Origin of the sequence: Mobilibacterium timonense (assembly GCF_900155555.1) — a bacterium.
GTDB lineage: Bacteria > Bacillota > Clostridia > Peptostreptococcales > Anaerovoracaceae > Allobaileyella > Allobaileyella timonense.
Window position 1 is genome coordinate 45,624 of the sequence record NZ_FUHN01000005.1, and the last position, 15,657, is coordinate 61,280.

Below are 15,657 nucleotides of genomic sequence, written 5' to 3' on the forward strand. Positions count from 1 at the left end.
GGAGCCTCAGGCATCAAGGTCTTCCCATCAGCTCCATCGCTTCCTCTTCTGTTATTATCTTCACTCCCAGCTCCTGAGCCTTCCTGTTCTTGGAAGACCCGGACCCCGGGTCATTGGTTATCAGATAGTCCGTCTTGCCGGACACCGACCCCGACACACGGCCCCCCTGGGCCTGTATGGCTGCCTTCATGGCGTCCCTGTTCTCGAAGTGCTCCAGCGACCCGGTTATTACGAACACCTTGTCCTGAAGCAGGCTTCCCCTGTCCTCAACGCTCTCGTCGATCCTGAGCAGTGAGGAAAGCTCCTTCACCATGGCCATGTTGCCTTCATCAGCGAAGAATGCCTCATATTCATTTGCCAGGACCGGCCCTATTCCATTGATGGAAGACAGCTCCTCTCCGGAAAGCTTTATTATCCTGTCCCAGCTCCCATGGCAGTGCCGTGCGATGACTCCGGCCGTTGCGACGCCGATCCCGGGGATCCCAAGCCCGGCCAGGATCCTCTCGGGTCTCGTGTTTCTGGCCTTTTCGATCGCATTGATGAGATTGTCGGCCGACTTCTCACCGAAGCCTTCCATGGATGCAATCTCCTCCCTGTGCTGCTCCAGGCGGAAAATATCCGGGAACCCGTGGATCAGCCCAAGCCCCATGAGTTTCAGGAGCGTGGACTCCGAAAGGCCCTCGATGTTCATGGCATCCCGGGACACGAAAAGGGAAAACCGCTTTACTTTTTTCGCCACGCAGTCGGGATTCGTGCACACGAGAGTCTTGGTGCCGCCGTCGGCGCGCACCTCGGTGCGGCCTCCGCATACCGGACATTTATCCGGTATTTGCGCCTTTCCGCTGCGAGTGATGTTATCTGCGATCTGCGGGATTATCATGTTGGCCTTGTAGACCTTTATCCTGTCTCCAATGCCCAGCTCCAGGTCTTCCATGATGTTGAGGTTGTGCACAGAGGCCCTGGACACAGTGGTCCCCTCCAGCTCCACCGGCTGAAACACAGCTATCGGATTCAGAAGCCCCGTTCTCGACGGGCTCCACTCGATCTCCATGAGGGTGGTCTCGGCCTCCTGGTCTCTCCACTTGAAGGCCATGGAGTCCCTCGGGAACTTCGCCGTGGTACCCAGTGTCGCGGCGTATTCAAGATCTTCCAAAGTAAGTACCAGTCCGTCGGATGGCACATCGAAGCCGGCGATCGCCGCCTCGTATTTATCTATGGTCTCCAGCAGATCTCCTCCGTCCACCATCTCGTAGTGGACCACGTCGAAGCCCTGCTCCTTCATCCATTCCATCTGCCTGCGCCTGCTGCCGCCAAAGTCAACATCTTCTGCGCTGCTAAGGGTGAAGGCAAAAAAGTTCACGTTTCTTTCCGCGGTTATCCGGCTGTCCAGCTGACGGACAGAGCCGCTGCACAGGTTCCTCGGGTTTTTGTATTTCGCGTCTGCGTCGTCTATCTGGCTGTTGATCTTCTCGAAGTCGGAGTACTTGATAACGGCCTCCCCCCTGACAACGGTAGTACCCTTGTGAGGGATAGACTCCGGAACGTTGGTGAAAACCCTTGCGTTATCCGTGATCACCTCTCCGATCTCTCCATTGCCGCGGGTGACCGCCTTTGACAGCTCTCCGTTTTCGTATGTAAGGACCACCGTGAGCCCGTCCAGCTTCCACGACAGGAGCCCCTCGTGGTCTCCCAGCCAGGACTTCAGATGCTCCCTGTCCTTGGTCTTGTCCAGAGAGAGCATCCTGGAAGCGTGGCGTTCCTTTGGCAGAGCGGTCGAGACCTGATACCCCACGTTGATGGAAGGGCTGTCCTCAGGCCTGTATCCAGTCTCCTCCTCAAGAGCCCCCAGTTCGTCGTAAAGCGCGTCGTACTCGAAATTCGTCATGATCTCCTGAGCCTCATCGTAATAGGCTCTGGAGGCCTCGTTCAGCTTAGCTATGAGTTCCCTTATCCTGACCTTCTTCGCTTCTGTTTCCCTGTTATCTGCCATCAGTCTTCTCCCGGATCGACCTTGGTGATCTTTACGAATCCTTTTCCTATCTTCTTCATCCCAACCGAATCGAACATGATCGACATGGTCTTCGCATCCTGCTCTATGAGCATACCCCGGCCGAACTTCGGATGTTCGAGGGTGTCTCCGATCTGGAAGTCCTCCACCGGACCTGCCTTGATCTCCCTCTTAACGTACTTCAGAGGATCAAAAAGCTTGCCAGCAGGTCTTCCCCCGTATCCGTCTGCGGTACCGTGGGATCTGCCGTTCACCGTCCTTGTGCCGTAAAGGCCTCCTTCTCCCCGGAAGCCTCCCTCCGAGGCCCTTCTCTTTTCCGGAGTCCTGTCCCCTTCGATCAGCGAACCGTCCATCTCCTTGAGAAAGTACGACTCCATGGTGTAATCCGTCCGGCCGTAGAGGGTCCTGGTCTCCGCGCTGGTGAGATAGAGCTTTTTCTTTGCTCTCGTGATACCCACGTAGCAAAGTCTCCTCTCTTCCTCAAGCTTATCCTTGCTCTCGAGGGATGCTGCTCCGGGGAAGATGCCGTTCTCCATGCCAGGCATGAAAACTACCGGAAATTCCAAGCCCTTGGCGCTGTGCATGGTCATGAGTACCACCGCGTCTTCGTCCTCATCACGGTTGTCGATGTCCGACATGAGGGTGATACGCTCGAGGAAAGCGCTGAGCTCCGTAGGCTCATCCACATCGAACCCGCTCTCCCGCAGATCCTTGCGCTCCTCCTCCATCTCCTTTTCAAAGTCCTCAAAAGCACCGCCTGCCAGATTCTTCTGATATTCTGCCGCAACGGAGCGGAATTCCAGAATGTTCTCTATCCTGGCGTCGGCCTCCACCGTGTTGGCGTCCTCCAGAGCCTGGAGATAGCCGGACATCTTCAGGACGTTGTCGTAGAGGTCTTCTATGGTCAGGTTCTCCTGCTCCGCCCTGCAGCTGTCGATCATGGCGATGAACTTGTCGATCTCGTGGCCGGCCTTCTTGCCGAGAGCGCCCCGCACGTCGGGCTCCTTGAGCGCCCTGTATATGCTGATGCCATAGGCGTTGGCATAGGCGGTCACCGCCCCGAGAGTCTTCGGACCCATGCCGCGCTTCGGCTCGTTTATGACCCTCGTAATGGCAACGTCATCGTCCGGGTTATCGATGAGATGGAGGTAGGACATCACGTCCTTGATCTCCTTGCGGTCGTAGAAGCGAAGCCCCGCCAGCACGCGGTAGGGAATGCCCCGGAAAGAAAATTTTTCCTCGAAGGCGCGGGACTGTGCGTTCTTCCGGTAGAGGACCGCCATGTCGCTGTACTTGTAGCCTTCTTTATGGAGCCTGTCGATCTCGCTGCCTATAAACCAGGCCTCCTGCTTCTCGTCGTCCAGGCGGCGGTATTCGATCTTCTCACCTGCGGGCCTGCTGGTCCAGAGCTTCTTGTTCTTGCGGCCCTTGTTGTTTTTGATCACGGAGTTGGCGAGGGCCAGGATGTTGGCGTCAGAGCGGTAGTTCTGCTCAAGCTTGATGGTCTTTGCCTCTGGAAAATCCTTCTCGAAGTCAAGGATGTTGCGTATGTCTGCGCCTCTCCACTGGTAGATGCACTGGTCGTCGTCTCCAACCACACAGAGATTTCTGCTGGCGGAGGCGAGCAGCTCTATGAATTTGTACTGGAGATAGTTGGTATCCTGGTACTCGTCCACCATTATGTATTTGAACCTGTTCTGGTAGTGCTTCAGGATATCCGGATTCTCCTGGAGGAGCCTGACTCCGTTCCACAGGAGGTCGTCAAAATCCATGGCGTTGTTCTTCATCAGCTCGGACTGATACTCCCTGTAGATTTTGCCGACAGTCTGGGCGATGTGATCTCCCGCGTTGTCTTCCATATATGACTCGGGTGTGATCTCCTTTTCCTTGCAGCTGCTGATGGTGCTCTGGATCATGTTGACCGGGAACTCCTTCTCACTGATCTGGGCCTTCTTGAGGATCTGCTTTATGAGGGCCTTCCTGTCGGACTCGTCGTATACGGTGAATCCGTTCTTGTATCCAAGCCTTTCACTCTGGTACCTGAGGATCCTGAGACATGTGGCATGGAATGTCATGATCCAGATGCCATAGGTATCGTCTGTCAGGCTTTCCACCCTGTCCCTCATCTCCCCGGCGGCCTTGTTCGTGAATGTCACCGCCAGAATGTTATAAGGGGATATCCCCTGTTCTATCATGTAAGCGATACGGTGTGTCATGGTGGTCGTCTTGCCGCTCCCCGCTCCGGCGAGGATCAGCAGAGGCCCCTGGATGCACTGCACCGCACGCTGCTGTTCTCTGTTCAAACTGCTCAGATCCATTATGTAAAAAGATCTCCTTCCATTTCTGTTGTGCCGTATGACGATAAAAGCACAAGATATTCTACCACACAATCAGCGACCGATAAATTTGATGAAAAGCATTTTCTGAGTTTGGTAAAAATTAATCAATATTACATGAATATACATTCATTAGTGTTTATCACTCTCCGCGCCCGTCTGCCAGGAATCACCGTGGATGATGCACGATTCATTGTATCCTGCATTCTCGAAGACTGTTGAAAAATACAACAAATCTGGCATTTTTTATTTTCTCGCAATAGAGACATTTTTGAATTGTATACATGTTGACAGTCTATTTTCAGGGTGTTAAAATTCAGTCGATGGCACGAAAGGCGCCACTAATCCATTTATAAAGTATTTTTATAAGGAGATACACCAATGGCTAATTTAACACAGAAGTACATCGACATCGTAAAGGATCGTTATCCAAACGAGCCTGAGTTCATTCAGACTGTTGAGGAAGTTCTGACATCCATCGAGCCAGTTGTTGAGGCTCATCCGGAGTACGTTGAATCCGGACTGATGGACAGGATCATCGAGCCTGAGAGAATGATCCAGTTCAGAGTTCCTTGGATGGACGATGAGGGCAAAGCTCATGTAAACAGAGGCTGGAGAGTTCAGTTCAACTCCGCGCTCGGACCTTACAAGGGCGGAATCAGATTTGCTTCTAACGTATATCCTGGAATCCTGAAGTTCCTGGCATTTGAGCAGATCTTCAAGAACTCCCTGACAGGTCTTCCTATCGGCGGCGGCAAGGGCGGCTCCGACTTCGATCCTAACGGAAAGTCCAACAACGAGATCATGCGTTTCTGCCAGAGCTTCACAACAGAGCTCTACAAGTACGTTGGTCCTAACGAGGATGACCCTGCAGGAGACATGGGTGTAGGCGGAAGAGAGATCGGCTACATCATGGGTCAGTACAAGAGACTGACAAACCAGTACGACGGAACATTCTCCGGAAAGGGAACTGAGAACGGCGGACTGTACGGAAGAACAGAGGCTACTGGATACGGAATCGTATTCTTCGCAAGAGAGGTCCTGAAGCACTTCGGCGAGAGCATTGAGGGCAAGAAGGTTGTTATCTCCGGATTCGGAAACGTTGCATGGGGAACAGCACAGAAGCTGGAGCAGCTGGGAGCTAAGGTTATCGCATTCTCCGGTCCAGACGGATACATCCTGGACGAGGACGGTGTTCTGGGCGAGAAGATCGACTACCTGCTGGAGCTGAGAGCTTCCGGAAAGAACATCTGCGCTCCTTACGCAGAGAAGTTCAAGGGTGCAAAGTTCATCCCTGGCGAGAAGCCATGGGGCGTAAAGGCAGACCTGTACATCCCTTGCGCAATGCAGAACGATATTCAGCTTGAGCACGCTAAGCAGATGGTTGAGAACGGTGCAAGATACCTCATCGAGGGAGCTAACATGCCTACCACAAACGAGGCTATTCAGTACCTGCAGGCTCACAACGTAGTTGTTGGACCTTCCAAGGCTGCAAACGCCGGCGGAGTTGCATGCTCCTGCCTGGAGATGAGCCAGAACGCTCAGCACATCGTATTCTCCGCTGATGATGTTTACGCTAAGCTGGAAGGCATCATGGTCAACATCTTCAAGCAGATCGAGGATGCTTGTGCACAGTATGACCTGGGCGAGAATTTCGTAGCCGGCGCTAACATCGCTGGATTCGAGAGAGTCGCTAAGGCTATGATGTGGCAGGGACTTGTTTAATCGATACCATCGGTTAACGGTTCTGAAGAACGCAACTAAAAGAGGAGCTGTCCGAAAGGACGGCTCCTTTTTCAGTTACATCAATCACAGGCTTACATAAGAGTAAGGTCATCACGTAGCGAAGGCTATGATATCTCGATCACAATGCCAGGCATTCTCCAGTATGGAACAGATAGATATACATCTCCTCCACCCTGTACGGGCGGGCGTATTCCAGTGCCTCCTTGTACAGACGGAGCTGAGGGCGGTATTCATCCTTTATCCTTTCAAGCTCCTCCTCATGGCTGAAGCCAGACCGGAGGCTGCTGCTCTTGTAGTCGATGAGAACCAGCGAATCCCCCTCCTGGAAGCAGCAGTCAATGATGCCCTGTACCAGGATGTTTCTTCCATTTCTCTCGGTTCTTAGTGTAAACGGCTTTTCCTTCCTTAAAAGTCCCGCGGCTGCCGCCTTTCCGGCCCTCTGTCCCAGTTCTGACCGGAAGAACCCAAGTATCATCTCCATATCCAGAACATTGAAGACGTCCTCCCTGATGGCTCTCTTGTCCACCAGTTCTCTCGCTCTTTCCATGACGTAGTCGCTTCTTCCGGCGGCCGCATCCTCGCAGGCCATGGAGAAATCCACATACTCCATTATCCTGTGATAGGCCGTACCCTTTTCCGCGGCGGTTATGGTGTGCGCGCTCCCGTAAGGGCTGAGGTGTACGTGCCTCACCGGCTCATGTTCCACTCTGTTCTCCGTTCCGTTCTCCGACCCGTGTCCTGAGCCTTCCACACCTTCGTCTTCGTCGTCCCAATCAGGCACCAGAGGCTCCGCCTGAGTAGCTTCGTTCCCCTCCAGTTCCTCGAGTCTCAACCTGCTGACGGAATATTTTGCAGGCAGTTCCAGGTCGTCCCGGTACGGATAGCTGAACTCCAGGCGTGACGCCACCTGGCTGTAGCCATCGCTGCTCCTGAGATCCCCGATCTTGCTGTGGCGGGTCATGAACTCCGTGAAAAATGCCGGCCGCACCTGAGACGTGCCGACGTCGGCCGGCCTGATATTGAACTCGTTGTCCGGTGTCTTGAGGACGTTGTGGAGTATGTCCAGGTAGGTGTTCCTTCCGGCCACCTCTCCGTCGAGTTTTTCCTCGCTGTTTACGGTGCCCACCAGCATGAGCTTTTCTTTGGCCCTGGTGAGCGCCACGTACAGGACCCGGAGATCCTCCTGGTACTCGTCCTCCTTGTCCTTCTCGTATATCAGCTGCTGGATCACCGTTGGCCTGTGGAACCCCTTTTCTCTGTCCACGAAGGTGATACCCATCCCCTCATCCGCGTTGATCTGGACTCCCTTCATGAGTTTTGGCCTCATCCTCTGCGCTCCCAGTCCGGCTACGATCACAAAAGGAAACTCCAGCCCCTTGCTCTTGTGGATGGTCATGATCCGCACCAGATCGTCCTCTTCACCGACAGTCATAGTCTGTCCGGTCTTGATCTCCCTCTTTTTCAGAAGCTCAAGATAGCTGATGAACCCGCCCAGTGAAGCGACACCGCCCTGCCGGTACTCGAGGGCCTTGTCCGCCAGGCTCCTCAGATTCGCCTGCTTCTGGGCGCCTCCGTACATTGCTCCTGCCAGCATGTAGAGTCCTGAGTCCACGAGAACATACCACAGAAAGTCCTCAAGCTCCATGGACACTGATTTTTCCTGCCAACGGCGTATACTCTCGAGCGCAGTGCAGCACTTCTCTCTCAGAGCTGCCTCTCCACCGCTGGCGCAGTACCAGAAAAACGCCTGATAATAAGGTTTTTGCCTGCTCACCGCCTTCTGCTCCGAGGCCTCTGCCCGGATGACGGCAAGCTCTCCTGCCGAGAACCCGAAGATACCCGAATGGAGCACGGATATGAGCGGGATGTCCCGCCTGGTGTTCTCCACCAGCTGGATCAGCCTCAGCGCAAGTCCGATCTCCACCGTGTCGAAATACCCGGAGTCGTCGTTCACATATGCCGGGATGCCCGCCTCCTGCATGGCCTTGTAGTAGCTGTCCGCCTTTCCCTTCGTGCTCCTCATGAGCACCACGATATCTCTCGGGGTAGCCCGGCGGACCTTTCCTATGCTCCCGTCGAAAAACTCCGTTCCAATTATCTCGCCCGCTCTCTTCGCCACGAACCGGGCCTCTGCATCGATATTTCCCGGGCTCTCTTTTTCACCGCTCCCGGCGCCCGCAGATCCAACTGCACTCTCCTCGTCGTCCGTATCGACCGCCGCGAGAGCTTCCATGTCAGGCTCTTCATCGTCTCCCTGATCTTTCACGAGGACGTCCACCTCAGGCGTCAGGTAATAAGTCGGGTCGTCCTTCCTGCCGTGCTTCAGGGCTGCGCTGTCGTCGTAACCCGGCATTATCTCCGCAAAAACATCGTTGATATAGGCCACGGTCGAGCCGCTGCTGCGGAAGTTGCTGTTGAGGTCGATCGCCACGGCGTCCCGGTTGTCCTCACTGGCGTATCTCCTCCTTGTCTCCATGAAGATCTCCGGCTCCGCCTGGCGGAACCTGTAGATGCTCTGCTTCACATCTCCCACCCGGAACACGTTGTCCGGCCTGGAGATGCGGTTAATCAGGGCCTCCTGTATGTAGTTGGTGTCCTGGTACTCGTCTATGAAAAAGAATCTGTATCTCTCCCGAAGGTCTGCGGCTATGCCGTCGTCGCGCAGTATGTCGAGGGCCATGTGCTCGATGTCACCGAAGTCCACGGCGTTCAGCTCCTTCTTGCCCCTGGCGAATCTCTTCTCGAACTCCTTCATGATACCGATGTAGTACCTGAGGTATTTTTCGGTCTCGTACATCTCGGAAAAGGATGTTTCCAGGCCTTCCGGCGCGAATGCATCCGCCATGCCGCTGAGGATCCCCTTATACCCGAGTTTGCCGTCCCTCAGCGCCTTCACCTGATCCTTGATCTCGTTCCAGGCATCCTTTTCGGCCTTGGTTGCCGCCATCCTCTCGAAGGACGGCTTCCTTATTGCATCAAAAAAGGTCTCATCCACTTCTCCCGAAATGGCCTGATCCTTCCATTCTGTTATCTTCTCCATGTCCTTCATGAGCTTTTCCGCCATTTTAGGACAGCCTGCATCCTCTGCCAGGTCGTGGGTCCGGCGGCACAACCCTGCCGCCTCATCCATGCGCGACCGGATATAGGAGCACATCTTGTCGTAGACAGGGGAATCCTGAATGGAACCCTTGTCCGCCAGCTGGTCTGCGCATTTTTCCGCCCACTGGAAATAATCCGGCATGGCCCGGAGCTTTTCATAACTCTGTATGAGCTGGTCCCTGATGGCGTTCTCGTTCCTGTCCCCGCTGTAGTGTTCCATGAAGTCCCTGAAGGATCCGCCAGGAATGAGATCATCGTCCTCAAAGCAATCCTGGAACAGCTGCTCCATCGTATCTATCTTGAGGAGGCTGTTCCTTGTATCGTCTATGACCCGGAACCCAGGCTCCATGTCGGTCTTGTAAAAGAATTCCTTTATCAGCTTCATGGCGAAGCCGTGGAAAGTCGAGATATTCGCCCGGTGCATGATGTCCAGCTGCCTTGACAGCTCCCTTCTCCTGTCCCTGTCAGAGGTGGTCGACATCTCTTTCCTTATCGCCTTCATGAGCTTCAGCTTCATCTCGGAGGCCGCTGCATTGGTGAAGGTCACGATGACCATCTGGTCCACATCCGCCTTTCCCGACGTTATGATGCCGATTATCCTCTGGATCAGGACCGCCGTCTTGCCGGATCCCGCCGCCGCCGACACCAGGACGCTCTTGTCCGTCGTATCTATGGCTTCCTGCTGTTCTCTCGTAAAATGTATACCTGCCATCTTTCCTCCCCGGAACTCTTCGACATTACACTGGTTATGATTTTACTACACCTCACCACCCATTGCACGGCCAGCGGGGTCTGCCCGTCATATCGCAACGCACCTGCCGGCCTTCAATTGATCACATCTCTTTGCTATAATTGCAGGGAAAAAAGTTTTTCGTTAAACCGGAGGTTTTAAATGAAACACAGACCATCGATGCTGATGATCCTCGACGGCTTCGGAATTAGGGAAGAAGCCCACGGCAACGCCATTGCGGCCGCTGAGACCCCGAATCTGGACAGGATATTCAGCAATTATCCACATATCACCCTGGAGGCCAGCGGTCCGGCCGTGGGCCTTCCCGAGGGACAGATGGGCAACTCAGAGGTGGGGCACCTGAACATCGGAGGAGGTCAGGTGGTCCTCCAGGATCTGCCTAAGATAACACAGGCCATAAAGGACGGAGATTTCTTCGAGAACCCGGCCCTCCTTAAAGCCATGAAAAAAGCCGCGGAGGACGGTACCACCCTGCACATCATGGGGCTGCTGTCAGACGGCGGCGTGCACAGCCACATCGACCACCTGCTGGCCCTTCTGGACATGGCTAAGCAGAACAACGTGGCAGACGTGATCATCCACTGCTGGCTGGACGGAAGAGACGTCCCTCCGAGGAGCGCAGGAACATATTTCAGGATCCTCCAGGATCACATGGACGAGATACAGCTCGGACGCATCGGGGTGATCTCCGGAAGATTCTACGCCATGGACAGAGATAAGAGATGGGACAGGCTGGAGCTCGCATACGATGCGCTCACCCTCTCCCAAGGAGACTTTGCAGAGAACTGGGAAGAAGCCCTGGAGAACAGCTATGGCAATGACGTATCCGACGAGTTCCTGGTTCCTGCAGTCGTTACTCCTGAGCCTATAAGAGATGGTGACTCCGTCATCTTCTTTAACTACAGACCTGACAGGGCCAGAGAGCTGACCCGGGCACTGGTGGATCCGGATTTCGAAGGTTTCCGGAGAAAGGAATTCCCGACGGGCCTGACATTCGTATGCATGGCTCAGTACGATGAGACCATATCAAATGTGGATATCGCCTATCCACCTGAGGTGGTCGAGCCTACTCTGGCAGAGACCATATCGAAGCTCGGGCTGAAGCAGCTCCATATAGCGGAGACCGAGAAATACGCCCACGTGACCTTTTTCCTGAACGGAGGCCTCGAAGAGCCATATCCGGGAGAAGACCGGATACTCGTGCCTTCGCCTAAGGTGGCGACCTATGATCTCCAGCCGGAGATGAGCGCACCGGAGGTAACAGAGAAGGTTCTTGAGGCCATAAGATCCGACAAGTACGACCTCATCATCCTGAACTTCGCCAACGCCGACATGGTGGGCCACACAGGCGTTTTCCAGGCGGCCGTACAGGCCATCGAGGCCTTGGACGGGCTGGTGCCGCAGATAACGGATGAGATTCTTGCAAGAGACGGCCAGGTCCTCCTCACCGCCGACCACGGTAATGCGGACTACATGCTTGACGATGACGGCAACGTGGTCACCAAGCACTCCCTGTCCCCTGTTCCGCTGTGCCATATATGCAAAGAGCCGGTCCCTTTCAGGAAGGAGACCGGCAAGCTCGCTGATATCGCACCTACGCTCCTGACTCTCATGGGACTTGATGTCCCTGACGGGATGACGGGAGACGTGCTGATCTGATCAGACACCGTATGAAATAATATGGGATATTCGTTCCGATCACCTGGAAGCTATCTCTTCCAGCATGTCTATCGCATCGATGTAACCCTGAAAGCCTCTGCCGGTCACAGTGCCGGCGGCGGCTTTTCTTATATAAGACACCTTTCTGAACTCCTCGCGGCTGTCCGGATCAGAAATATGGACCTCGATGGTCGGGATGCCCACGGCCTTCACTGCGTCCGCTATCGCAACGCTGGTGTGGGTATAGGCGGCCGGGTTGAACACGATCCCCTGCACTCCAGTGAAATACGCCTGCTGTATGGCGTCCACCAGGTCCCCCTCGTGGTTCGACTGGGAAAAAGCGATCTCGTGCGAGCCCCCCTTTTTCCTCAGGATCATGTCGACCAGATCCTGGTAGGTCTCACGGCCGTATATCTCCGGCTCACGTATTCCAAGCATGTTCATGTTCGGGCCGTTCAGCACAAGAATTTTCATCTTTGTCCCACCTTTCTCCTGTGTTTCTGTTCTTCTATTCCATGTCCTCCACGTACTCCCTGAACCTCTCGCTCAGGTATTCCGCAAAATCGTTGATGTCGCGGTTGTAGGAGCCTTTTCCTCCGCCGAAAAAGTTCTTGTTGTGTATCTTGAAGTCTGCGGTCTTCTCGTAGATCCATCCACGCTCCTTGAGGAGCTTCTCTACGCCCTTTCCCTGGCTGAGAGGCCTGTTCTTTACCGAAAGCATGGACAGCGGCCTACTTATGTAAACCACAACGCTGTTGGCCCTGATCGCCGTCCTGTTTTCCGGCCGGAGCACCGCCCCGCCACCTGTGGCGATAACCAGTCCTCTTCCGCTGCATACTTCCTTTATCACCTTGGATTCCATCGGCCGCATGACCTTTTCGCCCCGCTCGGGATCTCCTAATATCTGTCCCGGGGCCTCACCGAACTCCTTCGTAAACACCTTATCCGTGTCCACGAATTCCCGGTCCATGACCTTCGCCGTCCTCCTGGCCACGGAAGACTTGCCGCTCCCCGGCATGCCCACCAGAACAAGGCTCAGCTGATCAAGCCTGAGGCTCGTCTTTATCCTCTTCATGAGCTCAGGGTCATCATTGTCGCCCCGTCCCGTACCCATGCTCCACTCTTCCATCCACAGCCGGCTGCTCATGATCCCCTGGCCAATGAGCATGCCGAGGCCGTTTACGGTCCTGGTGCCGGCCTTTTCGGCATCCTGGAGGAATTTAGTCCTGGCGGGATCGTATATGAGATCTTCCACCAGCTTGAGGTCTTTAAAGTCTGAAAAAGATGTCCCGCACCCGTCCAGCGGAGAATCTCCGAAGGTCGCTCCCATCCCCACCGGCGTGGCGTTGATCATTATGTCCGCATCCGTGTGGCGCCTGAGATCGTCGTAGCTGCAGAAGCCTGCTCCTTTCCAGGCCGGATCCGACTTTGCCTTCGCCATCCTGGCTGGATCCCGGGTGACCACCAGGATCTTCCCGGCCTTCATCTGGCGCAGCCCTTCAACGACCGCCGAAGCGGCACCTCCGGTCCCCAGAACGAGCACCTTGCTGCCCTTTACTGTCACACCGGTGTCGCGGAGATTTCTCATGTGTCCCGCCACATCCGTGTTGTGGCCCACGAGCCTGCCATCACGAGTCCTCACTACCGTATTCACAGCCTGGAGGCGCTCAGCTTCAGGCGACAGCTCGTCCATTAAAGGTATCACGTTTCTCTTGTGAGGGCTGGTGACATTGAAGCCCTTGAATCGCTGGTCGCTGAGGATCTCCTTCAGCTGATCCTTCTCCACCCTGATCTTCTCGTAGCCGTAGTTCCCTATAAGGCCGTGAAGCTTCGGGGAAAGGCTGTGCTCCACCGGATCGCCCAGAAGCGCGAAATCCAGACCGCTCTCGTCCATGAGAGCGTCCATCAGCGCCAGGGCGGTCACCGCCTCTATCACCGGAACAGCCCTCGGCACAATGCATACGTCGTGTCGGCCCTTGATCTCCATGATCTCATCCTGCCCAGTCTCGATGTTGACCGTGTGCTGCGGACGGGCTATCGACGGCGTAGGCTTCATGGCCACCTGGAAAAGGATGTCCATCCCCGTCGTAATACCTCCGGTGATGCCGCCGTGGTTGTTCGTGCGGGAGTATATCCGGCCGTCGTCTCCGAAATAGTATTCATCGTTGTTTTCCGAGCCTCTCATCCTCGCGCAGGCGAATCCGCTTCCGAACTGTATCCCCTTTACTGCGGGCACGCCGAACACGGCCTGGGATATCTTTCCTTCCATGCCCTGGAACATGGCGTCTCCGACGCCTCCAGGGAATCCCTTGACCACGCACTGGATGATGCCTCCCACGGAGTCCTTTTCGGAGGCTGCCTGCTGGAGTATACTCTGGATCTCCTGTTCGTCGGAGCTTCCGCCTATCTCTGCGATGCTGCCGCGGATCTCGATGCCCTTTTTTCCGAGCAACTGAAGCGCTATGCCCCCGGCGATGCACATCGGTGCAGTCATCCTGCCGGACCACTCTCCGCCGCCGGGCTTGAGGCCGGCTTTTCCGTATTTCAGATACGCCCCGAGGTCCGCGTGGCCGGGGCGGATCTGGCTCCTGAACGAACCGTAGTCCTTAGAACGCATGTCGCCGTTCACGATGACGGCCTCGATCTCCCCGTCCCCGATACGGAGCATGCCGTCATCCGCCTCTTCCACGCCCGAACGAAAGATCACCCGATCCTTCTCGTTTCTACCGGTAGACGCGGCACTTCGGAGAGCGCCTCCTTTTTTTCCTGGAGACCTCCTGTCGAGAAAGAGCTGAAGCTCCTCCGGGTCGAAGGTCGCACCCGCAGGATAGTTCCTCATGACCACCCCGATCTCCCTGCTGTGGGACTCGCCGAAGACTTCTATGTTGATGTTGCTGCCATACCTTGACGACATATCTTTTCCCTCACCTTGTTCTCTGCCGGAAATGCTCTGTTTACAGAAAAAGCGGAAATCTTTCGACTTCCGCCTGAATGATCACATATTGATACCCCGGTCTACAGGATCTCGCTGTTATCTTCCTCACCGTCATCTTCCACAGGATCGACCTCTGCATCCTGATCCGACAGAGCATTCTCAGCTTCTTCCTCTTCGGCCTCTGCCTCTGCGTCAACATCGTCTGTGATGTCTGCAGCCTCAGCCTCCATGGTCTCCTCCTGAGCGTCCTCCTGGTTGTCCTCGACCCTCTTGTAGGTGATCAGGTCCTCGGCGATCTCATATGTAGCCGTGCTCACAGGGCGCTCCTGAGCATGCTCGGTCAGCACAGGCTTGTTGTCGATGATATCTCTGGCTCTCTTTGCGGCCAGCATGGCAAGGGTATACTTGCTGTCGGCCTTCTTGGTCAGTTCGTTGATAGATGGATACAAAAGCATTATTCTTCCTCCTCGTATTTGCGGATCAGTGGCATTATCTTCGACGGAACTCTGGACTCCTCAGCCCTGATGATGCTCTCAGTCAGGGACACAGCCCTGTCCAGTTCATCGTTCACCACGTAATAGTCATATTCTCCAATGAGCTTTATTTCGTTAAGAGCCTTCGCCAGTCTCTTCTCCACCACATCAGGGGCATCCGTGCCGCGGCCTGTCAGCCTCTCCCTCAGCACCTTGAGTGATGGAGGAAGTATGAATATCAATACGCTTTCAGGCATGGACCTCTTTACCTGCAGGCCTCCCTGTATGTCGATCTCCAGAAGCACGTTGTGCTTCATGTCGAGCCTCTTCATCACCGCGTCCCTCGGAGTCCCGTACCTGTGGTCGTAGACCTGTGCGTGTTCCAGGAGGTTGCCTTCCTCTATGTTCCTGAGGAATTCCTCCTCTGAGACGAAGAAGTAGTCCTTTCCGTGGACCTCTCCCGGCCGTGGTTCTCTTGTTGTCATCGATATGGACAGATCCATGTGCAGGTCTTCCTTGACTCTCTTGCATATGGTGCCCTTGCCGGCTCCGGAGGGTCCTGAAACAACGAACAGCTTGCCTCCCCGGCCAAACGAATCTCTCATAGCTATGTCCTTTCTGTGACTAAATATTTTACCACAGTTCAGGCT

9 protein-coding genes are annotated in these 15,657 nt (G+C 55.0%); 2 read left to right on the forward strand and 7 right to left on the reverse strand.

All coding sequences use genetic code 11. The features are described from left to right. Positions 1-13: 13 nt before the first annotated feature. Both ligA and BQ7382_RS00865 read right to left on the reverse strand, forming a co-directional pair. A complete protein-coding gene (ligA, locus tag BQ7382_RS00860) occupies positions 14-1,990 on the reverse strand; it encodes an NAD-dependent DNA ligase LigA (RefSeq protein WP_077390019.1) in 1,977 nt (658 codons plus the stop codon). After that, entirely contained in the window at positions 1,990-4,326 is a 2,337-nt protein-coding gene (locus BQ7382_RS00865) for an ATP-dependent helicase (protein ID WP_077390022.1), read from the reverse strand. The genes ligA and BQ7382_RS00865 overlap by 1 nt, the downstream gene beginning before the upstream one ends. Before the next feature lie 399 nt (positions 4,327-4,725). Here BQ7382_RS00865 and gdhA point away from each other — a divergent pair, with 399 nt between their 5' ends. After that, entirely contained in the window at positions 4,726-6,069 is a 1,344-nt protein-coding gene (gdhA, locus tag BQ7382_RS00870) for an NADP-specific glutamate dehydrogenase (protein WP_077390025.1), read from the forward strand. 139 nt (positions 6,070-6,208) lie between these two features. Here the strand turns inward: gdhA and BQ7382_RS00875 are convergent, their stop codons facing one another. Then, positions 6,209-9,901 carry a UvrD-helicase domain-containing protein gene (locus BQ7382_RS00875; protein ID WP_077390028.1) on the reverse strand — a complete coding sequence of 1,231 codons (3,693 nt, stop codon included), beginning with the start codon at positions 9,899-9,901 and terminating at the stop codon, positions 6,209-6,211. A 180-nt stretch (positions 9,902-10,081) separates the two neighbouring features. On the opposite strand from BQ7382_RS00875, the gene gpmI reads away from it, so the two are divergent. Then, positions 10,082-11,599 (forward strand): 2,3-bisphosphoglycerate-independent phosphoglycerate mutase, encoded by a 1,518-nt coding sequence (gene gpmI, locus BQ7382_RS00880; protein ID WP_077390047.1) that lies wholly within the window; start codon positions 10,082-10,084, stop codon positions 11,597-11,599. A gap of 39 nt (positions 11,600-11,638) precedes the next feature. On the opposite strand, the gene BQ7382_RS00885 is transcribed toward gpmI, so the two are convergent. The 4 genes from BQ7382_RS00885 to gmk form a co-directional block, all read right to left on the reverse strand. Next, a complete protein-coding gene (locus BQ7382_RS00885) occupies positions 11,639-12,073 on the reverse strand; it encodes a type II 3-dehydroquinate dehydratase (RefSeq protein ID WP_077390049.1) in 435 nt (144 codons plus the stop codon). Between the two features lie 34 nt (positions 12,074-12,107). Continuing rightward, positions 12,108-14,513 carry a chorismate synthase gene (locus BQ7382_RS00890; RefSeq protein ID WP_077390052.1) on the reverse strand — a complete coding sequence of 802 codons (2,406 nt, stop codon included), beginning with the start codon at positions 14,511-14,513 and terminating at the stop codon, positions 12,108-12,110. A 101-nt stretch (positions 14,514-14,614) separates the two neighbouring features. Further along, a complete protein-coding gene (gene rpoZ, locus BQ7382_RS00895; RefSeq protein ID WP_077390055.1) occupies positions 14,615-14,989 on the reverse strand; it encodes a DNA-directed RNA polymerase subunit omega in 375 nt (124 codons plus the stop codon). Continuing rightward, positions 14,989-15,612: a guanylate kinase gene (gene gmk, locus BQ7382_RS00900; protein WP_077390057.1), complete on the reverse strand. Its 624-nt coding sequence runs from the start codon at positions 15,610-15,612 to the stop codon at positions 14,989-14,991. Before gmk ends, rpoZ begins: the two co-directional genes overlap by 1 nt. Positions 15,613-15,657: the final 45 nt, after the last annotated feature.

Bases quoted from the DNA above. Each gene is read 5' to 3' on its own strand.
- gdhA (WP_077390025.1), top strand. From the start codon at position 4,726: ATGGCTAATTTAACACAGAAGTACATCGACATCGTAAAGGATCGTTAT.
- BQ7382_RS00890 (WP_077390052.1), bottom strand. From the start codon at position 14,513: ATGTCGTCAAGGTATGGCAGCAACATCAACATAGAAGTCTTCGGCGAG.
- gmk (WP_077390057.1), bottom strand. From the start codon at position 15,612: ATGAGAGATTCGTTTGGCCGGGGAGGCAAGCTGTTCGTTGTTTCAGGA.
- ligA (WP_077390019.1), bottom strand. From the start codon at position 1,990: ATGGCAGATAACAGGGAAACAGAAGCGAAGAAGGTCAGGATAAGGGAA.
- BQ7382_RS00875 (WP_077390028.1), bottom strand. From the start codon at position 9,901: ATGGCAGGTATACATTTTACGAGAGAACAGCAGGAAGCCATAGATACG.
- gpmI (WP_077390047.1), top strand. From the start codon at position 10,082: ATGAAACACAGACCATCGATGCTGATGATCCTCGACGGCTTCGGAATT.
- rpoZ (WP_077390055.1), bottom strand. From the start codon at position 14,989: ATGCTTTTGTATCCATCTATCAACGAACTGACCAAGAAGGCCGACAGC.
- BQ7382_RS00865 (WP_077390022.1), bottom strand. From the start codon at position 4,326: ATGGATCTGAGCAGTTTGAACAGAGAACAGCAGCGTGCGGTGCAGTGC.
- BQ7382_RS00885 (WP_077390049.1), bottom strand. From the start codon at position 12,073: ATGAAAATTCTTGTGCTGAACGGCCCGAACATGAACATGCTTGGAATA.